The following is a 21,435-nucleotide window of genomic DNA, read 5'->3' on the forward strand; positions in this document are numbered from 1 at the left end:
TCAAAGCGCTACAGCCGCAGGACACGCAGCGTCGTAAGGCGTCAGACTGAGAGATAAGGCAAGAGAGCCATTCGTAAAACGCATAGCTCAGGCTACCACCGGGCGCAGCAGCCGTGGCGCGCCTTTCGGGCGCGCCGCATTCGCGATCAGAAGCCCTTCCGGAAAAGGCCGCGGTCGATCTGACGCTGACGGTATTCCAGGTCGATCCGGTCGACGGAGCCATTCAGATAGGCGGTCTCGCGCTCTTCGATGCTCGGAATGTGCAGGGCACGGGTGATTTTCTTCAACTGCTTGAACATGGCAAACCCCTTTCGTTCACCTCCCGATGCGAAAGATAGTTCACCAGCCGAATCACCACCAGTCCCGCGAAGCATCGGCAGCCATGCAATGAATGCATGGCGCGGCTCATCATTGTTACGAGATGCTTATTTCTGAGGCAGATTGCACGGAAACCGGCTACTCGAAGAGGCGCTTGACCATGGATATGCTCGGCAGCTCCTTGAGCTGCGCCATCAGATGGTTGAGCTGACGCAGGTCCCAGACCTCGAGATCGAACTGCAATTCGCTGAAGTCCGCGGCGACGCGCCCCATGGAAAGCGAACGGATATTGACGTCGGTGGTCGCGATGGCCTGTGCGACCTCTGCCAGCGTGCCGGGTTCGTTCAAGGCGCTGACCGCAATCCTCGCCATGAAACGGCTGTTGTTCGCCTCGTCGAGATCCCAACGAACGTCGATCCAGCGCTCCGGCTCTTCATCGAACTTCTGCAGGATCGGCGACTGGATCGGATAGATGGTGATGCCTTTGTCCTTGTCCATGATGCCGACGATGCGATCGCCGGGAACGGCGCCGGCAGGACTGAAATGGACCTCGGCATTGCCGGAGAGGCCACGGATCGGCAGGGCTTCCGGCCCCTCCGCCTGCTCGGCGGCGGCCATTTCCTTCGACCGCTCCGGTAGCTTGAAGATCATGCCCGCGGCGCTGCGCATGTTGAACCAGCCGTCGTCGGCGCTGGGCTTCACGGTCACGCGCTCGTCCTGATGATCGGGAAACACCGCGCGCAGAACGTCGAGCGAGGAGAGTTCGCCGCGCCCGACCGCGGCGATGGCGTCCTCGACGTCCTTCTGTCCGAGCCGGTGCAGCACCGGCTTCAAAGCCTCGCGCGAGAAGGTCTTGCCCGCCCGTTCGAAGGTGCGCTCGAGGATGCGATAGCCGAGGCCGGCATATTGCTTGCGGATGGCGGCGCGCGTCGCGCGGCGGATGGCGGCCCGCGCCTTGCCCGTGACGACGATCTCTTCCCAGGCCGGCGGCGGCACCTGAATACCCGAGCGGATGATCTCCACCTCGTCACCGTTGTTGAGCCGCGTCACCAGCGGCATGATGCGACCGTTGATCTTGGCCCCGACGCAAGTGTCGCCGATATTCGTATGCACGGCATAGGCAAAGTCGATCGGGGTGGCGCCGCGCGGCAGCGCTATCAGTTGCCCCTTCGGTGTGAAGCAGAAGACCTGATCCTGGAAGAGCTCGAGCTTGGTGTGCTCGAGAAACTCCTCCGGATTGTCGCCCTCGGCGAGCGATTCGATCGTGCGGCGCAGCCAGGAATAGGCATTCGATGTCGGAGTGCGCGTCAGGTCACCGGAAACGGTGTCGCGATCCTTGTAGAGTGCGTGGGCCGCGATACCGTATTCGGCGATCTCATGCATGCGCTTCGTGCGGATCTGCAGTTCGATGCGCTGGCGCGACGGGCCGATGATCGTCGTGTGAATCGATTGATAGTCGTTCTGTTTCGGGGTCGAGATGTAGTCCTTGAAGCGTCCCGGCACGACACGCCAGCGGGTGTGCACGATACCGAGCGCGCGATAGCAGGACGGGATGTCGTTGACGATGATGCGGAAGCCCCAGACATCCGAGAGCTGCTCGAAGGAGAGTGATTTCGACTGCATCTTGCGGAAAACCGAATAGGGCTTCTTCTGGCGCCCCCTCACCTGTGAATCCGTCAGCCCCTCGGCCTGAAGGAGGTCGCTCAGTTCCTCCTCGATCTTCTTGATCAGCCCCTCATTACGCTCGGAGAGCTCCTGGAGGCGCCTGGTAACGGTCTCGTAAGCCTCCGGATCGATGTGGCGGAAGGACAGGTTCTCGAGCTCCTCGCGCATGTCCTGCATGCCCATGCGCCCTGCCAGGGGCGCATAGATGTCCATCGTCTCCTCGGAGATGCGCGCGCGCTTTTCGGCCGACATGTGGTCGAGGGTGCGCATATTGTGGAGGCGATCAGCAAGTTTGACCAGGAGCACGCGGACGTCATCCGAAATCGCGAGCAGCAGCTTCCGAAGATTTTCCGCCTGCTTGGCCTTCTTGGTGACGAGGTCGAGCTTCTTGATCTTGGTGAGGCCTTCGACCAAGGCGCCGATATCCTCGCCGAAGAGATCGTCGATCTCCTGCCGCGTCGCGGTCGTATCCTCGATCGTGTCGTGCAGCAGCGCGACGGCGATCGTGGATTCGTCCAGATGCATCTCGGTCAGGATCGCCGCCACTTCCAGGGGATGGGAGATGTAAGGATCGCCGCTTGCCCGCTTCTGCTGCCCGTGCTTCTGCATGGCGTAGACATAGGCCTTGTTCAGCAGCGCCTCGTTGACGTCGGGCTTGTATTTTTGCACGCGCTCAACGAGCTCGTATTGGCGCATCATCCGCTAGCGGCTCCGTGAAATCAGGCAAATAAAAAAGTGCGCCAATCATATGAGTGGCGCACTGCTTCGATAACACGTCGGAACGTTGTTCCGGAACGAATCTCAGTAGTCGTCGCTCTTTTCCGGAGGAACGAGGCCTTCGATGCCGGCCAGCAGTTCTTCTTCGGACATGCGGTCGAAGGTCAGCGCTTCCGGCTGGTCTTCCTCTTCGGCGGCCTCAGCGAAGGCGGGCGCTGCTTCCGTCTGGGCGAGCGATGCCGGATCGGGTTCCGGCTCGTCCACTTCCACATGCTTCTGCAGCGAGTGGATCAGGTCCTCCTTCAGGTCGCCGGGCGACAGGGTTTCATCGGCGATCTCGCGCAGTGCAACGACCGGATTCTTGTCGTTGTCGCGGTCGACCGTAATCGGGGCACCCTGGGAAACCAGGCGTGCGCGGTGGCTGGCAAGAAGGACGAGTTCGAAACGGTTTTCGACCTTGTCGATGCAGTCTTCGACGGTGACGCGGGCCATAGCCTGTCCTTTACGACTCAAGAGATGCGGCGGCATTGCCGCGGCAGGTTTAACGACGCGAAACCGGAACGTCCGCTGACATGCGGCTCCATCAGCTCCGATTTCTGGAATTAGGCGTCCGATACAATCAAAACGGCATAAGTTCAAGTTTTTCCTGCATCCGGCTCACGTCATCGCCCGGAGCATGATAAAATGCCGCGTCTGTGGAACGCTCCCATAGGGTCACAGACATTGCCTGTATTTCGTGATAATTTCGAATACGTATCCAGCAACAATTATAGATTGAAAATGTGGACGAACTGCAGCAACTGCTAAAACTAGCTATAGGCGCCGCGCCCTAGTTGGAATAATGCGTTGGCATGACCACATTATTTGCAGATAAGTGAGCTTTAATTTAATCCGCCAATTGTAAGCGTGACGCTCCGCGGGGTTGGTCCGGTCACTGTGCAGGGTACGGAAAAAGGAAGTAACGATGTTCGATCCTCGCGAGAAAATCGCTCTTTTCATCGATGGCGCCAACCTCTACGCCGCGTCGAAGAGCCTCGGCTTCGACATCGATTACCGCAAGCTGCTCAAAGCCTTCCAGAAGCGCGGCTACCTGCTCAGGGCCTACTACTACACCGCACTCATCGAGGACCAGGAATATTCGTCGATCCGCCCGCTGATCGATTGGCTGGACTATAACGGCTATAAGGTCGTGACAAAGCCCGCCAAGGAGTTCACCGATTCCCTCGGACGCCGCAAGATCAAAGGGAATATGGACATCGAGCTGGCGATAGACGCCATGGAGCAGTCCGAATCGGTCGACCATCTGGTGATCTTCTCCGGAGACGGTGATTTCACGACCCTGGTCGAAGCGTTGCAGCGCAAGGGCCGAAAGGTTTCCGTGGTCTCGACCATGTCGACGCAGCCGCCGATGATTGCCGACGACCTGCGCCGTCAGGCCGACCACTTCATCGATCTCGCGACGCTCAGAGGAGAGATCGGCCGCGAACCGTCCGAACGCGTTCAGCGCCCTGTCGAGCCGGTCGCCGACGACGTCGAGCTTTAAAGCCTGTCGGGATTTTTCCTCGTCCCTGTGCTTGTCACAGGGACCCGGCCGGACCAAGCCTTGGCTGAAAATGGCTTTTCCGCGCCGCAGACACGGTTTCCGCCCGCATCCCGTTCCAACTCATTGGAATCGATGACCTTCGTGGTTCAGGTCGACCCGACCTGAAATCATTGTGATCTCTTCTGCCGGATGAAGAGCAAATACCCCAGAGATCGACGGGGACTCAGCCGCGCTCCTTGAGGAGCCTGTTCTTCTGCCGGTTCCAATCGCGTTCCTTGGAGGTCTCTCGCTTGTCGTGCAGCTTCTTGCCCTTGCCGAGCGCCAGTTCCAGCTTCGCCCTGCCTCGCTCATTGAAGTATATCCGGAGCGGTATCAGCGACATTCCCTCGCGGTTGACCGCACCTTGCAGACGGTTCACTTCCCTCTTCGACAGGAGCAATTTGCGGCGGCGGCGCGTCTCGTGATTGAAGCGGTTGGCCTGCAGATATTCGGGCAGGTAGGAGTTGATGAGCCAGATCTCGCCGCCTTCGTCGGTCGCGTATGATTCCGCGATATTGGCCTTTCCCTCGCGCAACGACTTGACCTCCGTGCCGGTCAGGACCAGACCGGCCTCGTAGGTGTCGACGATCTCGTAGTTGAAGCGGGCCTTGCGATTTTCCGCGACAACCTTCTTGACCGTGCGTTCGCTGCCTTTCGGTGCCATCAGTTCATCAGCCCTGCATGCCTGAGCGCCGCGTCGATAGCCGACGCCGTGGCCGGCTCAAGCGCCGACAGCAACGGCGAGCGGACAGTAAAGCTCATCCGCCCCAGACGGTTCAACGCATATTTGGCGCCGCAGACGCCCGGCTCAAGGAAGATGGCCTTGTGCAGCGGCATCAATTTGTCTTGAAGTTCCAAGGCCTTGGCATAGTTGCCGGCAAGGGTTGCCTCCTGAAATTCGGCGCACAGGCGCGGAGCGACATTGGCGGTGACGGAGATGCAGCCGACGCCGCCATGCGCATTGAAGCCGAGGGCGGTCGCATCCTCTCCCGAAAGCTGCACGAAAGCCTTGCCGCAGCCTATGCGCTGCTCGGAGACCCTCTCGATCTTTCCGGTCGCATCCTTCACGCCGATGATCGTGGGATGGGCCTTGGCCAGCGCCGCCATGGTCTCGACGCTCATGTCCACGACGGAACGGCCGGGAATGTTATAGATCACGATCGGCAGCTTCACGCTTTCGGCGATCGCCGCGTAGTGGGCGAAAAGGCCCTTCTGCGTAGGCTTGTTGTAATAGGGCGTGACGACGAGGATCGCGTCCGCACCGGCCTTTTCCGCATGCTGCGCAAGCTCGATCGCTTCGATCGTGTTGTTGGACCCGGCACCGGCGATGACCGGTACGCGCCGCGCCGACGCCTCTACGCACAGTTCCACGACCTTCTTATGCTCATCGTGGGAAAGCGTCGGAGATTCACCCGTGGTGCCCACGGGCACGAGGCCGTGGCTGCCCTCTTTTATCTGCCACTCCACATGCGCGACGAAACTATCCGCATCAACCGAGCCGGCGGCGGTGAACGGCGTTACGAGTGCGGGAATGGAACCCTTGAACATACACAACTCCTGACGACCGAGGGCGCAGAATACGCTCACGCTTTGGCCGCAATCGACGGTTAAAAAACTGCCGCACCATAATCATGTGACGTGTCTGCGGCAAGCGCTGAGAGGATGCATTTCACTTTCGTTTCCGCACAAACGCCGCCCGTGGGCGGGACCGCAATGGGGCGCCGGGTTTCGGGGATCACGCATGCGCCGGCCGGTCAGCAGTCCGACAGATATGGCTGGGTTTCGCTGATCGATCGGCTGTAATGGAGCGGCAATGAAGTCGAGGGATGAGGGACCACGGGGCTCGTGATGCGGCGAACAATTTTCCTGCCGGTCGCCGCCATGATCGGTGCGGGGATGCTGGCTTTTTCGGCCGACGCAGCCGAGGGCCGGATTCCTGTGCCGACGAGCAAGCCGGATGCTGCCGGCAAGATCGGCAGCATCGCAGCCGGCGAACCCTCATCTATCCTCGGCGCCAATCTGGAAAGCGGTCTCGATGCCCTCTCCGATCGGCAGCCGGAAAAGGCGATCGCCGTTCGCGACCGCATGCCGGCAGGAACGCTCGACCGCCATATCCTGGCCTGGGCGATCGCGGTGTCCGGACAGAGGGGCATCCCCTCCTATGATATTGCCGAGGCGCAGCGGGAACTCCAGGGCTGGCCGGGCCTGAAGTCGCTGCGCTCGCATTCGGAACGGGCGCTTTACCGCGAGAACGCTCCCGCCGCCGATGTGGTCGCCGCCTTCGGCACCACCCGGCCCGAGACGGCTGAAGGGGCGATCATCCTTGCACGCGCACTTGCAGCGGTGGGGCAGAGCTCGGCGGCCGCCACGCACCTGCGCGCATTCTGGCTGAGCGAAGCCCTGGACAAGGACACCGAAACGAAGATCCTTTCCGAGTTTTCCGATCTTTTGACGACGGAAGATCACAGGCAGCGGATGGAAATGCTTCTCTACCGCGCCCGCATAGACCAGGCCGAGCGGTTCAGCGATCTCGGCAAGGCGCAATCGCTGTTCCGCGCCTGGGCCGCAGTGACCCGCGGCGGCAGCAACGCTGCCTCGCTCATCGAAGCGGTGGACGCTTCCTGGCGCAGCAGGCCTTCCTACCTCTTCATCCGCATCGAGCATTTACGCAAGCAGCAGAAATACGCCGAGGCGGCCCGGCTTCTCGACCAGATGCCGAAGGACGACGGCGCCCTCGTCAATCCCGGAGAATGGTGGGTCGAGCAACGTATCGTCAGCCGCGGCTTGCTCGACGCCGGCGACTTCCGCGGCGCCTATCGCATCGCCGCCAACCATGCGGCAAGGCGCGCCACGGACCGCGTCGACGCGGAATTCCACGCGGGCTGGTATGCGCTTCGCGGCCTCGAGGAACCCGAGACGGCGGCGCGTCACTTTCGCAGGATCCTCGAGGCATCGAGCCGGCCGATCTCCGCCTCGCGCGCCTGGTATTGGCTGGGGCGCGCCGCCGAAGCGGGCGGCCCCGGCGACGCGCGCGCGTATTTCACCAATGCGGCGCGCTACCCGGCCACCTTCTACGGGCAACTCGCCGCCGCACGCCTCGGCCAGGCGAAACTCAATATGAGCTATCCCTCGCCGACGGAGCAAGACCGCATCCGGCTGGAAGGGCGCGAAGCCGTTACGGCGATCGGCCGGCTCGAAGCTGCCGGCCATGGCTGGCGCGCCGACAGTCTTTATCGGGCGCTTGCCGAGGAACTGACCAGCCCCGGCGAACTTGCGATCCTGGCGGAGCGGGCCGAGAAGGCGGGCAATCACCAACTCTCGCTGCAGATCGGCAAGATCGCCTTCGGGCGCGGCATCGAGGTGGCTGCCCTTGCCTTTCCGATCGGGGTCATCCCGCCGAGCGCCGATATCGACGGGGCAGGCAAGGCGCTCGCCTATGCCATCGCCCGGCAGGAAAGCGCTTTCAACCCGGCCGCTGTTTCGGTGGCGAATGCCCGGGGGCTCCTGCAACTCCTTCCCGGCACGGCCAAGGCCGTCGCCAGCCGCTATGGCCTCGCCTATTCGAAGGACCGCCTGACGAGCGACGCCGGCTATAATGCGACGCTTGGTGCCCATTACCTCGGCGAACAGATCGACAGCTTCGGCGGTTCCTACATCCTCACCTTCATCGCCTATAATGCCGGCCCGCGTCGTGTTCCTGAGTGGCTCGCCCGCTATGGCGATCCACGCGGAAAGCCCATCGACGAGGTCGTGGACTGGATCGAGCGCATCCCCTTCGAGGAGACGCGCAACTATGTCCAGCGGGTGATGGAGAACTACCAGGTTTATAAATCGCGGCTGGGACAGGATACGGACATCGTTGCGGATTTGAGGTTGGGACGCCGTTTGCCTTGAGCCGGAGCTGCGGGGGGCAAACCGGACGGTCGCGCCCGACTGCCGGTCCCCGCGGCAGCTCTGCCGAGAGAGGATCACATCATCGTGATCCTTCGGCGGCGTCCGGCACAAAATACGATTTCGGCCATTTTCCCTTTGAAGGGATTACTTTCTCCTGAGAGGAAATGGTGAGGCCAATGAAGACCTTAGCAATTGTTGCCCTGTCGCTGGCCACGGCCATCAGCAGCGTTCCGCCCGCAGAGGCATTTCCGATCGTTCCGGCACCGAAGACGCAGGCTGCCGACGTGCAGTTGGCGCAGTTTCCGTACGAGCGCGGGGAAGCGCGCAAGGGCCGCTGCCGCGACCGGGACTGCCGGCGGATGGGCAACTGGCGCGGTCATCGCGGAAACCGCCATTACAGCAATCGCTACCATCATCGCCGCTACTACCGCGACGACGATGATGATCTCGGAGCTTTCTTTGGCGGCCTGGCCGCCGGCGCGATCGTCGGTGGCGTGTTGAGCCAGCCGAGATATGCGGCGCCGAGGTATTACGGCGGCGGCAATCCACATGTGGAATGGTGCTACTCGCGCTATCGCTCGTATAGAGCCTGGGACAATACATTCCAGCCCTACAACGGTCCACGGCGCCAGTGCTATTCACCCTATAGCTGACGCCACTGCGCGCAGACAAACCAAGGCCTGTTGAGAGTCAGGCCATGCGCCGCCGCTTGTTTGATCGCCTCATCCCTGTGCTTGTCACAGGGATGAAGGTAGAGAGGGTGCGCCCCCTCGGCGCGTCTCATAAACCGTGAAGAATATCGAAGGCGGCGCGGAAGCTCGCGGGTCACGCCCGTGTACAGCGTCCCGCGTCACTTCGATGCAAGAATGCAGACGTAACCTTCATTGCGTGACAGGTTGACCATTCTCTCGCATATTCGCAAGCGAAAGTTGTAGGAGCCGCACATCCCGGTCCCTCATTCCTGTGCTTGTCACAGGAATCCAGCCAGGCCAAGTCCTTGGGCTGAAAGAACGCTTCCCGCGCCGCAGACCCGGTGCTCGCCTCATCCCTGTGACGGGCACAGGGATGAGGCGATCGAACAAGCGGCGGCGGGTGGCCGAATCTCAACAGGCCTGAAAGCGCGTGGCATGAAGTTCTATTTGAACGCGACGCGCCTCCCCTCACCTTTCTCCCAATCTGAGGGAAAGACGGTGGCAGTGCTGTCCTCGCCGGACCCCCAGTCATAGGATTTCTTTCCCACGACTGACTGGAGGTCAGAAATGAACATCAAGAGCCTTCTTCTCGGCTCCGCTGCTGCTCTCGCAGCAGTCTCCGGCGCCCAGGCTGCCGACGCGATCGTCGCTGCCGAGCCGGAGCCCATGGAATACGTCCGCGTCTGCGACGCTTTCGGCACGGGCTACTTCTACATCCCCGGCACGGAAACCTGCCTCAAGATCAGCGGCTTCATCCGCGTTCAGGGCGAATTCGGCCGCGACGAAGTTAACGACCGTTCGGACTGGGGTACGCTTGACAAGCCGCGGAAAGACTATGTTGGCGGGACTTCCGATTGGGACATGTTCTCCCGCGCTTACATCGCGTTCGACTCGAAGAGCGACACCGAATACGGCACGCTCACCGGCTTCTTCGCCGCTGAGTTCAACGCCGACAACGACACCGACGAAGGCGACAGCTTCATCGACGTCGACGAAGCCTACATCCAGCTCGGCGGCTTCAAGGCCGGCTTCTTCTACAGCTGGTGGGATAAGGGTCTGAACGGCGAAACCGACTCGATCGGCGAGAACACGGAATTCAACTCGATCGCCTACATGTATGACGGCGGGACGTTCCAGGCTGGTGTTGCGATCGATGAACTTGAAGGCACCTCGACCAAGCCTAACGGCATCGGTGTTGAAGGTATCGTTTCCGCTTCGGTCGGTGGTGTAAGCTTCGACCTGCTCGGCGGCTACGACACCGAGTACGAAGAAGGCGCGATCCGCGCACTGCTTTCGGCCGATGCCGGTCCGGGTACATTCCAGATCGCCGGCATCTGGGCATCCGACCCGAATGCTTACTGGGCCAACTCGGAGTGGACCGTTGCTGCGTCGTACCGCTTCAACGCTTCCGAAAAGCTCGCAATCACCCCGGGCGCACAATACTGGGACGCTCTGAACAACGGTGCTGGTGGCTTCAACTCGAGCGAAGAACAGTGGCGCGTCGGTGTCACTGCCGACTACAAGATCACCGATGGTCTCGCCTCGCGCTTTGCCATCAACTACACGGATGCAAGCAACAAGCCCGACGCTGTCAGCGGCTTCCTCCGCCTGCAGCGGGACTTCTAATCTGACCTAGTCAGGTTCAAAAAAGCCCGCAACCCAACATTGAGTTGCGGGCTGTTGCTGTTCTGCAACGAATGTGCGCCGCCAAGGCGTTGAGATTGTTTGACTATAAGCACTGACTTGATGGTCAGTGGTTTCTTGGCTCGTTCACGGAGAATGGGGAGGAAACGGCAAACGTGACGTCGGACGCTGAAAAACGAGCGAGTGACCTTGGATTCCCTGGAATGGGGTCCGGATACGAGGTCAATTATAGCTTCGGCCGGCAAGGTCCCATGGGAGTGGTGAAGGAAGCCACGCTCGCCGAATTGCTTCAGCGCTATGCCGACATCCTGTGGGACGAAGGCAAGCACAAATACAATGTGAAGGCCTTCGTCGGAGAGCTGGACGAGATTCTGCTCGGCAAGCGTTTCTCCGTCTTCTCGCAGGAGATGCTCGACGGCCTCATCGGTGCGCTGCGAAAGCGCGGCAACAGCAACGCGACCATCAACCGGAAGATGGCGGCGCTGCGAAAGCTGCTGCGGAAAGCGTACAAGATGGGGGATGTACACAATCTACCGGAGTTCAAGCGCCAGAAGGAGAAGGCGGGGCGCCTACGCTTTCTGGAGGCAGACGAGGAGGAACTGCTCTTCCGGGAGATCGCGAGCCGGTCTGAACTATACCTTTATCTCTCGATATTCCTGGTGGATACGGGTGCGCGCCTGGGCGAGGCCATCGCTCTCAAATGGAACGACATCCATGAGGGCCGGGCGACATTCTGGGTCACCAAATCGGGCCGCAGCCGTACGGTCCCGCTCACCTTGAGGGCAAAGGACGCCCTGAAGAAATGTGCCGACAGAGCCCCGGGCCCCTTTTCGAGAATTGATCAGCAGAAGTATCGCGCCGTCTGGAACGCTGCAAAGGTGGATGCGCGCCTCGGTGACGAAGAAGACGTCGTTCCGCACATCCTGCGGCATACCTGCGCCTCACGCCTGGTCAGAGGCGGGATCGACCTTAGACGGGTTCAGATGTGGCTTGGCCACCAGACGCTCGAGATGACGATGCGCTACGCCCATCTCGCCTCCCACGACCTCGATATGTGCGTGCCCGTCCTGGAACGGCACCTCAAGTAAATCGCGGAACGCGCCGCAGTAGCGCGGCACTCACAATACTGTCCCAAAAAGAGAAAGCCCGGCTTTGAGCCGGGCTTTCCTTCCACTGACCGAGGTCAGGTCAGATTAGAAGTCACGCTGCAGGCGGAGGAAGCCGAAGACTTCTTCGTCGCCATTGTCCTGATCTTCGTAGTTGATCGTGAAGCGAGTGGCGAGACCTTCGGTGATCTGGTAGTCGGTCGTGATACCAACGCGCCATGCATCGTCGTTGCCGAAGTTGTTGTTCTCGTTCACGTTACCGAAGTACTGAGCGCCAGGGGTGATGGCGAACTTGTCGTTCACGTTGAAGCGGTAGGACGCAGCAACGGTCCACTCGGAGTCATCCCAGTAGGCGTTCGTTTCGGATGCCCAGATACCAGCGATCTGGAACGTGCCCGGGCCGAGGTCTGCGGAAAGCAGGGCACGGATCGCGCCTTCTTCGGCTTCCGTGTCGTAGCTGCCGAGCAAGTCGAAAGCAACGCCACCGAGCGTAGCGGAGACGATACCGGTAACGCCGACACCGTTGTCCTTAGTCGTTGCGCCTTCGAGTTCGTCGACCGAGATACCTGCCTGGAAGGTGCCGCCATCGTAGATGTAAGCGAGCGAGTTGAATTCGGTGAAGTTGCCGAGCGTGTCGGTTTCGCCGTTCAGACCCTTATCCCACCAGCTGTAGAAGAAGCCGGCCTTGAAGCCGCCGAGCTGGATGTAGGCTTCGTCGACGTCGATGAAGCTGTCGCCTTCGTCGGTGTCGTTGTCGGCGTTGAACTCAGCAGCGAAGAAGCCGGTGAGCGTGCCGTATTCGGTGTCGCTCTTCGAGTCGAACGCGATGTAAGCGCGGGAGAACATGTCCCAGTCCGACGTACCGTTGCCGGAATCGTAGCGGCTGGTCACTTCGTCACGACCAAAGGTGCCCTGAACGCGGATGAAGCCGCTGATCTTGAGGCAGGTTTCCGTGCCGGGGATGTAGAAGTAGCCCGTACCGAAAGCGTCGCAGACGCGGACATATTCCATGGGCTCCGGCTCGGCAGCGACGATCGCGTCGGCAGCCTGAGCGCCGGAGACTGCTGCGAGAGCAGCAGCGGAGCCGAGAAGAAGGCTCTTGATGTTCATTTCTGACCTCCAGTCAAAAGTTTAAAACGGGTCTGGGTTTTTTGCTGAAGGACAGCGTTCCCTGCCCCATCCCCAATGTTCAAGAAGTCGGACGATCAACCGCCCTTGCTTCCGGAGTTGAAAATACAAAACCGGGTGGGGCGCGCAACGACCAACTTACCAGATCGACTCCTTTGCCCTGCCCTTCCCTGATCCCTGTTGCTGAAACGACACAAAATCGCCCCAGACGGCCCGAGGAAATTAACAGAGCGTTAAGAAAATCCTTTAGCGACGAGGGGTTAGCGCAGGATGTCGGGCTGTGATCTGTGTCGGAAAGGGGCAAAAAATGGCCGGAAAGGGGGTCGAAACCGGGCGAAGCCCCTGCCCAAGTCCTATCTTTTCGAGAGCCATCGACGCGTCGATCCCGGGCCCGCGCATCGAAGTCGGGCCGCTTCCCGGCCGATTCTCGGAAGAATCAGCGCACAGGGATTCGCGAATCGAGAAGCACTCACGAGCGCAGTCGGAATGGCTGCGCCGGCTCCACTCTTTACCCGGTGTTTAAAAATGAGCTGATTGGCCATGACGGTGAGTGCGGTCACGCGCTGCATGTCGCATCCCCGACGCCGGGGCCATCGTCGATCGCTTTCGACAACGGAGATTTGCCCCGAAGGGAAACTGGCCGCGACCGATGGTGATGATCACCAGGTTCGCTCTATAGCCCTATAATCCGCCCTCTCCCCGGCAGGCCGGCCGGGTACGACCTCGACGACCTGCTTGATGAACTGCTCGCCCTGATACCGGATCGCCCGACGACAGGGTCGAAGTCGAACTTGAAAACGGTACCAGAAAATGGTACTGGACATTCCATGAAAAAGCGTCGCAGAGCCACGCTGGAACTGATCTTCGCCCGCCCGGTCAACGGCTCGATCCGCTGGGTCGACATAGAGGCGCTGTTTGTAGCCCTCGGGGCGGAGGTCAGCGAGCGGCAAGGTTCGCGGACAGGCGTGTTCCTGTTCGGCGAAGTGCGCGTCTTTCATCGCCCGCATCCTTCACCGGATACGGATAAAGGTGCGGTTGCCAGCATCCGTAAATGGCTGGACGAACACGGAGTAAAGCCATGAACAATGTCGTTGAAATCAATGGCGAGAAGGCGGTCATCGCTTTCGATCCCGAGATTAAGATGCTGCGCGGCGAGTTTGTCGCCCTGAATGGCGGGGCCGACTTCTATGCCGAGAGCGTCCACGATCTGATTGAGGAAGGCCGCAAGTCGCTGGCCGTCTATCTCGAAATGTGCCGGGAAAAGGGTATTGAGCCTCGCCGGAAGTTCTCTGGCAAGTTCAATGTCCGCCTCACCCCTGACGAACATGCCGCAGCAGTCATTGCTGCCGCAGCCGCGGGCAAGAGCCTGAATGAATGGATCGTCGGGACCATCAGGGAGGCCGCTGAATAACGGCAATGCTGCGCGTAGGAGCGCGCATCGGGCCGAACTAAACGGTTGGCCTGTTTGAAGGAGACAGAACACGCTTCGAGGTTGGCGAAGGCGAGGCTCGCATCATGGGACCGAAGTCCCGGCTGCTACATACGCTTACGGCGGGAAGTGGCGTAGACTCAGTGCCCACTCAAGGACTGAATGGCGGAGAAGAAGGGATTCGAACCCTCGATACCGTTTCCGGTATACTCCCTTAGCAGGGGAGCGCCTTCGACCACTCGGCCACCTCTCCGTTAGCGCCTGACTAGTGTCACCGCGTTTCCAATGCAAGATTTTTTTGTCGAATTTCGGGAAATCATCCCATTTTCATCCGCTTCGGCGCGGTCACCACCCGATCGGGATATGGTGAAATCGTGTTGCCTGGGAGTAAGAGTTGGGAGAAGCCCCTTCGAGGCGGCTGTTCTTCTGCCGATTCTTCATCGCATCGATTCCGCTTCGCCTTCTTATGCGATAAGTTCCGCCGGCATTTCCGAACGGAGTACGTTTTACCAACATGTCCGCATTCTCACGCTTCACGCCACTCGTCCAATCCCTGCCGGCTACCGTCCCCTTCGTTGGCCCTGAGGCGCTCGAGCGTCAGCACGGCCGCGAGGTCGCGGCGCGCATCGGCGCCAATGAGAGCGGGTTCGGCCCGGCACCATCCGTGTTGCTGGCCATTCGTCAGGCGGCCGATGAGACCTGGAAATATTCCGATCCCGAGAATCACGATCTGAAGCAGGCGCTCGCCGGCCATCTTCGTGTCCCAGCCGCCAATATCGCGATCGGAGAGGGAGTCGACGGCCTGCTCGGGCAGATCGTGCGCCTCGTCGTGGAACCGGGCATGCCGGTCGTGACCTCTCTCGGCGGCTATCCGACCTTCAACTATCATGTCGCAGGACATGGCGGACGGCTGGTCACGGTCCCCTATGCCGGCGATCGGGAGGATATCGATGGATTGCTCGCCGCCGCGAAGCGCGAGAATGCGGCGCTCGTCTATCTCGCCAATCCCGATAATCCGATGGGCAGTTGGTGGCCCGCCGAACGCGTGATCGCCTTTGCGGACGCTCTGCCGGAAACGACACTCCTCGTGCTGGACGAAGCCTATTGTGAAACGGCGCCGCGGGAGGCAATTCCTTCGATCGAGAGCCTGATCGACAGGCCTAACGTCATACGCACGCGCACCTTTTCGAAGGCCTACGGACTGGCCGGGGCCCGCGTCGGCTACGCGCTGTCGACGCCCGGGACGGCTCAGGCCTTCGACAAGATCCGCAATCATTTCGGAATGAGCCGAATCAGCGTGTCGGCAGCGATTGCCGCACTGGCCGACAAGGAATACTTAAAGGAAGTCACGCGCAAGATCGCGAATTCACGGGAGAGGATCGGCCGGATCGCTGCCGACAACGGCCTCGGCCCTCTTCCCTCAGCCACAAATTTCGTGGCTGTCGACTGTGGAAAGGATGCGGCCTATGCGCGGGCGATCGTCGATCGGCTGATGAGCGATCATGGCATTTTCATCCGCATGCCCGGGGTCGCGCCGCTCAACCGCTGTATCCGCATCAGCACTGCGCCCGAAACCGAACTCGATCTTCTTGCGGCCGCGCTTCCGGAGGTGATCAGGAGTTTGGCTGCCACCTGAACCGGCGGCAACCGCCACGCATCAGTGCATCGTCATCCATTCGCGTGCTGCGCGCAGCGCGGCGGCGAGATCCGCCTTGCTCATCGTGGCCGCGAGGTCGGCTCGCAGGTCGGCCGCACGGTCCGAGCCCCTGATCGCGGCGATGTTCAGCCACTTGTGCGCGGCTACCAGATCCACGGGCCTGCCGCGGCCCGTCGCATAGGCGAGGCCCATCTCGCACAGAACGTCGGCGCGGTTGCCGCCGCCGATGGCGTCATCCGAAACGATCTCAATGTTAAAGAGTGCCATTTTTCTTGTCCCTGTCTTTTCTTCGTTTGAGCGAAGCGGCCCGCCCGTAGGGGCGAGCCCGGCTTCAGCTGGTATTCCTGGTCCCTGTTTCATCGAGCCTCTTGGCGGGCTTTCCGGGAAATCGCGCCGTCTTCTGCAGCGTCGCTTTCCGGTTGGTCGGCGGCTTGTTTCGCCGCTCGTCTTATGGATGTGAATATGCCTGACGGCCTTCAATGGCCGCTTAAAATCCATGCTTAATTTGACGCAAACAAAGTGCAAATGCTTGGTAAACTTGGGTTTTCGTTAAGCATCGCAGGCCCTGCAAAGGCACGCATTCGCCTCGAATTTTACGAAAATTTCACGTTCGGATTTCAACTGAACGCTAACCATGAGAACAACTGCTCTTTCAAGGACGGTGCCGCCGCGCGCGCAAGAAGCCCCTTGGATGGCAGGGCAACGCCCGGATATTTACCTTTACGTACGCGTAATATACTGTCTGTGCCGGAGTGATCTTCATCCGCCCGATAGCCCGTGCGGCAGCAGGAGTTCGCGCTCCACAGGGAACAAGCACGCGGCAGGACCGAAGAGCCTGCCGACTTCGGAGGAAATTGCATGATTCGCACATTGCTCGTCGCAGCAGCGCTTGGCTTTGCAGCAGCCGCCCCGGTCCACGCTGCCGAACCGATCCTCGGCAAGTGGAAGACGGCGAGCGGCTCCACCGCGGAAATCGCGGCTTGCGGCACAGCCTTCTGCGTCACGCTGAAGACGGGCAAGCACGCGGGCAAGCGTGTCGGTTCGCTGTCCGGAACCGGCGGCAGCTATAGCGGCGTGGTCACCGATCCCGAAAGCGACAAGACCTATAGCGGTACGGGGTCGGTGGACGGCAATCTGCTGAAGATGCGGGGCTGCGTGCTGAAGGTACTTTGCAAATCGCAAACCTGGACGCGTCTTTAAGCCTCCGCAGCAAGAACACGGGCGGCGCTGCACCAGATACGCCTATGGAGGGGCATTGTTCGCCCCTCCCGCGCCCCGCATTAGCGGGCGCGCTGGCCGAATAGGACCTTCTGCGCCTCTTCGTCCTCGGCGAGGCTTTTCTGGCGAGCCCGCTCTTCCTTGCCCACTTCGATGGCCTTCTTCACCGCCGGGCGCGCAAGCACGGCGTCGAACCAGCGCTTCAGGTTCAGGGAATTCGTTGAGGTCCTGGCCCTGGTTCTCGTGCGGAATCACCCAGCCGATCGCGGCCATGTCCGCGATCGAGTAGTCGCCGGCGAGGAACGGCCGGTCGGCGAGCCTCTTGTTCATCACGCCGTAGAGGCGGTTCACTTCATTGGTATAGCGGTCGATGCCGTAGGCGATTCTTTCCGGGGCATATTGCCGGAAATGATGTGCCTGCCCCGCCATCGGGCCGAGGCCGCCCACCTGCCAGAAGAGCCACTCCTCTACCTCGACGCGGGCGCGCTCGTCGGACGGATAGAACTTGCCGTATTTGCGGCCGAGATACTGCAGGATCGCTCCTGATTCGAATACGGAGATGGGCTCGCCGCCCGGACCGTCCGGATCGACGATCGCCGGCATCCGGTTGTTCGGCGAGATCTTCAGGAAGTCCGGCTGGAACTGATCGCCCCGGCCGATATTTATGTACTTGACGACGTAGGGAACGCCGAGCTCCTCCAGCATTATGGTGATCTTCCAGCCGTTCGGCGTGGGCCAGTAATAAAGCTCGATCGGAGCGGTCATCGCGTCTCTCCTGATTTGTCGGAAGGACAGACTTAGGAACACGACGGCTCATCGGCAAGGCCGCAGTCCGGCGCGCATTCGTTTAAGTGCATGATCGTTCTCCCTAAACCGCTGCACATCTCCGGCGCTGCTTAGATGAACGCCAGATGAACGGACGTCTCAGCCAGAGTTCAGTTTGGTTGTGCGAAAAGACGATCAATCGATTTGAACGTGTCTCGCTTCAACGGACGGAACCATGGACATTCTCGCTCGCCGCCTCACCATTATCAGCCTGCTCATGGTCGTCTTCGCGATGACGCTTGCCGCCGCAGTCGGCGCCGACACGGAACGCCGCCGCCAGAACACCTATATCGGTTCGCTCACGGATTGCACCGCTCACACGGCGCAATACTGCCAAGCCAAACTCTGAAGGAAGCTGTGGAATGGCCGCGCTCGTCTCCTCTGCCATTCTCTCGCTCAGGCTCCTGATACTCGCGGGCCTGCTGATCGCTCCCATCGGAGCGGTCGCTTACAGCAAAGCCGCCGGCTACGGCATCGGCAAGAACGGTGCCGGCTTCGTTCTTTTCGTCACCCTCCAGCGCCAGGCGATGAGCTGATTTCGAGACGCCGCCTTCGGTCCTTGCATATCGGTTGAAAGTGCGCTCCTCTCCTGATCGGGAGGACCTGTAAGCCATGCCCGCATACGCGATCTACTTTGCCGCAGCTCTTGCCGAAATCGCCGGATGCTTTGCCTTCTGGTCCTGGCTGAGACTTGGCAAATCCACCCTGTGGCTCATTCCCGGCATGGCTTCGCTTGCGCTTTTCGCCTGGCTGCTGACGATGGTGGACGCGGCAGCGGCGGGCCGCACCTATGCCGCCTATGGCGGCGTCTACATCGTCGCGTCGCTCTCTTGGCTCTGGCTTGCCGAAGGCGTCCGGCCGGATCACTGGGACATGACGGGCGCCGCCGTGGCGCTCGCCGGCAGCGCGATCATTCTCGCGGGGCCGCGCTGAAGTACAAAGTGCGGCGCTGTAGAACAAAAAACAGCACTCTTGTCGTTTGCTTGTCGAAAGGGGCTGCATATAATGCGACATGAACAAGCGAATCTCTTCACACTCCGTCCTCTCCGTCGCCACCCCTGAACCCTTCGAGCCGCAGCTCTTCGACGATGCGACCCAGGCCGTCGATTGTCTGGAAGCGCTCTACGAACGCAACACCCGCTTCCTCTGCGAAGCCTTCGAAGGTCTCGGGAAAAGCGGCAGGCCCCTCACTCGTTTCCGCGCCTGCTATCCGCAGGTCAGCATCGAGACGAGCAGCTTCGGACATGTCGATTCGAGGCTTTCCTTCGGCTATGTCAGCGCGCCCGGCGTCTACACGACGACCATCACCCGGCCCAAACTGTTCCGGCACTATTTGAAAGAACAGCTCGGCCATCTCATGCGCAACCACGGCGTCGCCGTCACGGTGTCGGAATCCTCGACACCGATCCCCTCCATTTCGCCTTTGGCGAAGGGGCGCATGTCGAAGCGTCTGCGGCCGACGGCATCGACATTCCGCTGCGCGACCTTTTCGACGCGCCGGATCTTACGACCACCGACGACGAGATCGCCAACGGCTCCTACGAGCCGGGTCCGGGAGAGCCGTCGCCGCTCGCGCCCTTCACGGCGCAGCGCATCGACTATTCGCTCGCGCGCCTCAGCCACTATACCGCGACCAGCGCCAGGCACTTCCAGAACTTCGTGCTTTTCACGAACTATCAGTTCTATGTCGACGAGTTCTGCGCCTGGGCGCGCCAGCAGATGGCGGAGGGCGGCAACGGTTACACCGCCTTCATCGAACCAGGCAACATCACCACCCCCGCGGGTGCCGACCGGCCGGATGCCGACTATTCGCTCGCCCGCCTGCCGCAGATGCCCGCCTATCATCTGAAGAAGAAGGGGCACGGCGGCATCACTCTCGTCAATATCGGCGTCGGCCCATCCAATGCCAAGACGATCACCGACCATATCGCCGTGTTGAGGCCGCATGTCTGGCTGATGCTCGGCCATTGCGCGGGCCTGCGCAACAGCCAGCGGCTCGGCGATTACGTGCTGGCGCATGCCTATATGCGCGAGGATCACGTGCTCGATGACGACCTGCCGGTCTGGATTCCCTTACCCGCACTGGCCGAGGTGCAGGTTGCCCTGCAGGACGCCGTCGCCGAAGTGACGGGCTACAAGGGCTACGACCTCAAACAGATCATGCGCACGGGCACGGTCGCGACGATCGACAACCGCAACTGGGAACTGCGCGACCAGCGCGGACCGGTCAAACGACTCTCGCAGGCCCGGGCCATCGCGCTCGACATGGAATCGGCTACCATCGCCGCCAACGGGTTCCGCTTCCGCGTCCCCTACGGGACGCTGCTCTGCGTGTCCGACAAGCCGTTGCACGGCGAACTGAAGCTGCCCGGCATGGCGAGCGCCTTTTACCGGACACAGGTGAGCCAGCACCTGAAAATCGGTATCCTGGCCCTGCAGAAGCTGGCGGCGATGCCTTCCGAGAAGCTCCATTCACGCAAGCTCAGAAGCTTCTACGAGACTTCGTTCCAGTAGAGCCCGCATCCTGTCGCTCAGAAGCGTTTCACGCTTTCGGCCGCAGGAGGAGCGACAGCAGCGTGCCGACCACCGCCGACACGATTACCATGAGGTGGGCATTGACACTGGCGCGGCCGAGCGTCTCGAGCGTCGCCTGATCCGCCGACGCTCCGAAGGAAACCGCACCGGCGACGATCGCCGCTGCGTAGGTTCCCACACCCGCCGGCGCGTGCACCGGCAGGACGGAAGACAATTCGCCACCGAGCGCCCCGCCGAAGGAGGCGGCGAGCGGAGCGACCCCCATGATCGCGAGCACCCAGGCGAGAACGACGACTTTTACCGCCCAGTTCAGCATCGTCATCGCCCAGGCCCGCAGGAAAGCGGGAATGCCGATCGGCAGGCCCGCCTCCACCTCGTCCAGATGCGGACCGACCTTCGCCGGCGCGAAACGGCGCACCGTGGTGAGAGCTTTCTCCTTCATGAGAAAGAAGGCAAGAGGCGACAGAAAAGCGATAAGCCAGAGAACCCAGCCGATCGCCCCTGGGCCCCGCCCCACCACCAGACCCACCGCAGCGACGGTCAGCAGGGCGTGCAGGTCCAGAAGCCGCATGACGAAGAGCGCCGCGGTACCACGCACCAGCGGCACACCGAATTCGCTGCGCATGAGCAAGGGAAAGCTCGTTTCGCCGGCTCTGAACGGCAGCATGATGTTGAGCAGATTGTGAACCTGGGTCACACGGAAGAGAGACAGAAACCGGCCCCTGGTTTCGCCCGGGAAGTAGTCGTGGATCCGATAGCAACGGATGAGATAGGTGGCGACGAGAAGCGCTAGCGCCGAGAGCACCGGCACGACGCCGATTTCGGCCCATTGCCGCAGCAATACCGGCCAGCCCCAGACCCACTCCACGAAGACGGCATAAGCCGCGATTGCCGCAGCGGAAATCAGTGTCAGACGGTTGCGCGCGAGCCACGACCGCCGGCTGCGCTCCCAGTTCGTATTCATCGAGACCGTTTTCCTGTATCAGCAATGCGATTCGACATTGGTTATAACCTCAGAAGTATGC

The 21,435-nt window shown here is 61.0% G+C and carries 20 protein-coding genes, 1 tRNA gene and 2 pseudogenes; 13 read left to right on the top strand and 10 right to left on the bottom strand.

Features of this window, described 5'->3' with window-relative positions; all coding sequences use genetic code 11:
• Positions 1 to 146: 146 nt before the first annotated feature.
• The 3 genes from N0Q91_RS12575 to rpoZ all read right to left on the bottom strand — a co-directional run bounded on the left by N0Q91_RS12575 (position 147) and on the right by rpoZ (position 3,192).
• Positions 147 to 299 (bottom strand): DUF3563 family protein, encoded by a 153-nt coding sequence (locus tag N0Q91_RS12575; protein ID WP_018094596.1) that lies wholly within the window; start codon positions 297 to 299, stop codon positions 147 to 149.
• A gap of 157 nt (positions 300 to 456) precedes the next feature.
• Positions 457 to 2,682, bottom strand: a complete 2,226-nt coding sequence (locus N0Q91_RS12580) for a RelA/SpoT family protein (RefSeq protein WP_275596554.1) — start codon at positions 2,680 to 2,682, stop codon at positions 457 to 459.
• A gap of 102 nt (positions 2,683 to 2,784) precedes the next feature.
• Entirely contained in the window at positions 2,785 to 3,192 is a 408-nt protein-coding gene (gene rpoZ / locus N0Q91_RS12585) for a DNA-directed RNA polymerase subunit omega (protein ID WP_018094594.1), read from the bottom strand.
• A gap of 472 nt (positions 3,193 to 3,664) precedes the next feature.
• Between rpoZ and N0Q91_RS12590 the strand changes: the two genes are divergently transcribed.
• On the top strand, positions 3,665 to 4,243 hold the full coding sequence (locus N0Q91_RS12590) for a LabA-like NYN domain-containing protein (protein WP_003527296.1): 579 nt from the start codon (positions 3,665 to 3,667) through the stop codon (positions 4,241 to 4,243).
• 223 nt (positions 4,244 to 4,466) lie between these two features.
• Here N0Q91_RS12590 and smpB read toward each other — a convergent pair whose 3' ends face one another.
• Both smpB and dapA read right to left on the bottom strand, forming a co-directional pair.
• Complete coding sequence (smpB, locus tag N0Q91_RS12595) at positions 4,467 to 4,946, bottom strand: SsrA-binding protein SmpB (RefSeq protein ID WP_003527297.1); 480 nt, start codon at positions 4,944 to 4,946, stop codon at positions 4,467 to 4,469.
• Positions 4,946 to 5,830, bottom strand: a complete 885-nt coding sequence (dapA, locus tag N0Q91_RS12600; RefSeq protein WP_018094592.1) for a 4-hydroxy-tetrahydrodipicolinate synthase — start codon at positions 5,828 to 5,830, stop codon at positions 4,946 to 4,948. Before dapA ends, smpB begins: the two co-directional genes overlap by 1 nt.
• 300 nt (positions 5,831 to 6,130) lie before the next feature.
• Between dapA and N0Q91_RS12605 the strand changes: the two genes are divergently transcribed.
• From N0Q91_RS12605 to N0Q91_RS12620, 4 genes are all read left to right on the top strand, one after another.
• Positions 6,131 to 8,176 (top strand): lytic transglycosylase domain-containing protein, encoded by a 2,046-nt coding sequence (locus N0Q91_RS12605; RefSeq protein WP_275596555.1) that lies wholly within the window; start codon positions 6,131 to 6,133, stop codon positions 8,174 to 8,176.
• 164 nt (positions 8,177 to 8,340) lie between these two features.
• Complete coding sequence (locus N0Q91_RS12610) at positions 8,341 to 8,829, top strand: BA14K family protein (protein WP_275596556.1); 489 nt, start codon at positions 8,341 to 8,343, stop codon at positions 8,827 to 8,829.
• A gap of 606 nt (positions 8,830 to 9,435) precedes the next feature.
• Positions 9,436 to 10,494, top strand: coding sequence for a porin (locus tag N0Q91_RS12615; RefSeq protein WP_275596557.1), 1,059 nt, complete (start codon positions 9,436 to 9,438; stop codon positions 10,492 to 10,494).
• 173 nt (positions 10,495 to 10,667) lie between these two features.
• On the top strand, positions 10,668 to 11,600 hold the full coding sequence (locus N0Q91_RS12620; RefSeq protein ID WP_026168567.1) for a tyrosine-type recombinase/integrase: 933 nt from the start codon (positions 10,668 to 10,670) through the stop codon (positions 11,598 to 11,600).
• A 105-nt stretch (positions 11,601 to 11,705) separates the two neighbouring features.
• Here N0Q91_RS12620 and N0Q91_RS12625 read toward each other — a convergent pair whose 3' ends face one another.
• Positions 11,706 to 12,728 (bottom strand): porin, encoded by a 1,023-nt coding sequence (locus N0Q91_RS12625; RefSeq protein ID WP_275596558.1) that lies wholly within the window; start codon positions 12,726 to 12,728, stop codon positions 11,706 to 11,708.
• Positions 12,729 to 13,537: 809 nt separating this feature from the next.
• Between N0Q91_RS12625 and N0Q91_RS12630 the strand changes: the two genes are divergently transcribed.
• Both N0Q91_RS12630 and N0Q91_RS12635 read left to right on the top strand, forming a co-directional pair.
• Complete coding sequence (locus tag N0Q91_RS12630) at positions 13,538 to 13,828, top strand: type II toxin-antitoxin system HicA family toxin (RefSeq protein WP_410177258.1); 291 nt, start codon at positions 13,538 to 13,540, stop codon at positions 13,826 to 13,828.
• Positions 13,825 to 14,157 carry a type II toxin-antitoxin system HicB family antitoxin gene (locus tag N0Q91_RS12635; protein ID WP_275596559.1) on the top strand — a complete coding sequence of 111 codons (333 nt, stop codon included), beginning with the start codon at positions 13,825 to 13,827 and terminating at the stop codon, positions 14,155 to 14,157. Before N0Q91_RS12630 ends, N0Q91_RS12635 begins: the two co-directional genes overlap by 4 nt.
• Positions 14,158 to 14,338: 181 nt before the next feature.
• Here the strand turns inward: N0Q91_RS12635 and N0Q91_RS12640 are convergent.
• Positions 14,339 to 14,428, bottom strand: a tRNA-Ser gene (locus N0Q91_RS12640).
• Positions 14,429 to 14,689: 261 nt separating this feature from the next.
• On the opposite strand from N0Q91_RS12640, the gene N0Q91_RS12645 reads away from it, so the two are divergent.
• Positions 14,690 to 15,811, top strand: a complete 1,122-nt coding sequence (locus N0Q91_RS12645; protein WP_275596560.1) for a pyridoxal phosphate-dependent aminotransferase — start codon at positions 14,690 to 14,692, stop codon at positions 15,809 to 15,811.
• A 21-nt stretch (positions 15,812 to 15,832) separates the two neighbouring features.
• Here N0Q91_RS12645 and N0Q91_RS12650 read toward each other — a convergent pair whose 3' ends face one another.
• Positions 15,833 to 16,099: a sel1 repeat family protein gene (locus tag N0Q91_RS12650; RefSeq protein WP_100672044.1), complete on the bottom strand. Its 267-nt coding sequence runs from the start codon at positions 16,097 to 16,099 to the stop codon at positions 15,833 to 15,835.
• 591 nt (positions 16,100 to 16,690) lie between these two features.
• Between N0Q91_RS12650 and N0Q91_RS12655 the strand changes: the two genes are divergently transcribed.
• Positions 16,691 to 17,032, top strand: coding sequence for a DUF2147 domain-containing protein (locus tag N0Q91_RS12655; RefSeq protein ID WP_018094582.1), 342 nt, complete (start codon positions 16,691 to 16,693; stop codon positions 17,030 to 17,032).
• 80 nt (positions 17,033 to 17,112) lie between these two features.
• Here N0Q91_RS12655 and N0Q91_RS12660 read toward each other — a convergent pair.
• Positions 17,113 to 17,815: pseudogene (locus N0Q91_RS12660) on the bottom strand (glutathione S-transferase family protein).
• 235 nt (positions 17,816 to 18,050) lie between these two features.
• Here N0Q91_RS12660 and N0Q91_RS12665 point away from each other — a divergent pair.
• The 4 genes and pseudogenes from N0Q91_RS12665 to N0Q91_RS12680 all read left to right on the top strand — a co-directional run bounded on the left by N0Q91_RS12665 (position 18,051) and on the right by N0Q91_RS12680 (position 20,389).
• Positions 18,051 to 18,224, top strand: coding sequence for a hypothetical protein (locus N0Q91_RS12665; RefSeq protein WP_003527318.1), 174 nt, complete (start codon positions 18,051 to 18,053; stop codon positions 18,222 to 18,224).
• 13 nt (positions 18,225 to 18,237) lie between these two features.
• Entirely contained in the window at positions 18,238 to 18,411 is a 174-nt protein-coding gene (locus N0Q91_RS12670) for a hypothetical protein (protein WP_003527319.1), read from the top strand.
• A gap of 76 nt (positions 18,412 to 18,487) precedes the next feature.
• Positions 18,488 to 18,808, top strand: coding sequence for a YnfA family protein (locus tag N0Q91_RS12675; protein WP_018094580.1), 321 nt, complete (start codon positions 18,488 to 18,490; stop codon positions 18,806 to 18,808).
• Positions 18,809 to 18,887: 79 nt separating this feature from the next.
• Positions 18,888 to 20,389: pseudogene (locus tag N0Q91_RS12680) on the top strand (AMP nucleosidase).
• Between the two features lie 28 nt (positions 20,390 to 20,417).
• Here the strand turns inward: N0Q91_RS12680 and N0Q91_RS12685 are convergent.
• Positions 20,418 to 21,374, bottom strand: coding sequence for a lysylphosphatidylglycerol synthase domain-containing protein (locus tag N0Q91_RS12685; protein ID WP_275596561.1), 957 nt, complete (start codon positions 21,372 to 21,374; stop codon positions 20,418 to 20,420).
• Positions 21,375 to 21,435 lie beyond the last annotated feature (61 nt).

The sequence above is a fragment of the Sinorhizobium prairiense genome (genome assembly GCF_029201645.2).
Lineage (GTDB): Bacteria > Pseudomonadota > Alphaproteobacteria > Rhizobiales > Rhizobiaceae > Sinorhizobium > Sinorhizobium meliloti_A.

Coding starts and splice junctions, on each gene's coding strand:
- N0Q91_RS12575 (WP_018094596.1), bottom strand. CDS start 299: ATGTTCAAGCAGTTGAAGAAAATCACCCGTGCCCTGCACATTCCGAGC.
- N0Q91_RS12580 (WP_275596554.1), bottom strand. CDS start 2,682: ATGATGCGCCAATACGAGCTCGTTGAGCGCGTGCAAAAATACAAGCCC.
- rpoZ (WP_018094594.1), bottom strand. CDS start 3,192: ATGGCCCGCGTCACCGTCGAAGACTGCATCGACAAGGTCGAAAACCGT.
- N0Q91_RS12590 (WP_003527296.1), top strand. CDS start 3,665: ATGTTCGATCCTCGCGAGAAAATCGCTCTTTTCATCGATGGCGCCAAC.
- smpB (WP_003527297.1), bottom strand. CDS start 4,946: ATGGCACCGAAAGGCAGCGAACGCACGGTCAAGAAGGTTGTCGCGGAA.
- dapA (WP_018094592.1), bottom strand. CDS start 5,830: ATGTTCAAGGGTTCCATTCCCGCACTCGTAACGCCGTTCACCGCCGCC.
- N0Q91_RS12605 (WP_275596555.1), top strand. CDS start 6,131: ATGCGGCGAACAATTTTCCTGCCGGTCGCCGCCATGATCGGTGCGGGG.
- N0Q91_RS12610 (WP_275596556.1), top strand. CDS start 8,341: ATGGTGAGGCCAATGAAGACCTTAGCAATTGTTGCCCTGTCGCTGGCC.
- N0Q91_RS12615 (WP_275596557.1), top strand. CDS start 9,436: ATGAACATCAAGAGCCTTCTTCTCGGCTCCGCTGCTGCTCTCGCAGCA.
- N0Q91_RS12625 (WP_275596558.1), bottom strand. CDS start 12,728: ATGAACATCAAGAGCCTTCTTCTCGGCTCCGCTGCTGCTCTCGCAGCA.
- N0Q91_RS12635 (WP_275596559.1), top strand. CDS start 13,825: ATGAACAATGTCGTTGAAATCAATGGCGAGAAGGCGGTCATCGCTTTC.
- N0Q91_RS12645 (WP_275596560.1), top strand. CDS start 14,690: ATGTCCGCATTCTCACGCTTCACGCCACTCGTCCAATCCCTGCCGGCT.
- N0Q91_RS12650 (WP_100672044.1), bottom strand. CDS start 16,099: ATGGCACTCTTTAACATTGAGATCGTTTCGGATGACGCCATCGGCGGC.
- N0Q91_RS12655 (WP_018094582.1), top strand. CDS start 16,691: ATGATTCGCACATTGCTCGTCGCAGCAGCGCTTGGCTTTGCAGCAGCC.
- N0Q91_RS12665 (WP_003527318.1), top strand. CDS start 18,051: ATGGACATTCTCGCTCGCCGCCTCACCATTATCAGCCTGCTCATGGTC.
- N0Q91_RS12670 (WP_003527319.1), top strand. CDS start 18,238: ATGGCCGCGCTCGTCTCCTCTGCCATTCTCTCGCTCAGGCTCCTGATA.
- N0Q91_RS12675 (WP_018094580.1), top strand. CDS start 18,488: ATGCCCGCATACGCGATCTACTTTGCCGCAGCTCTTGCCGAAATCGCC.
- N0Q91_RS12685 (WP_275596561.1), bottom strand. CDS start 21,374: ATGAATACGAACTGGGAGCGCAGCCGGCGGTCGTGGCTCGCGCGCAAC.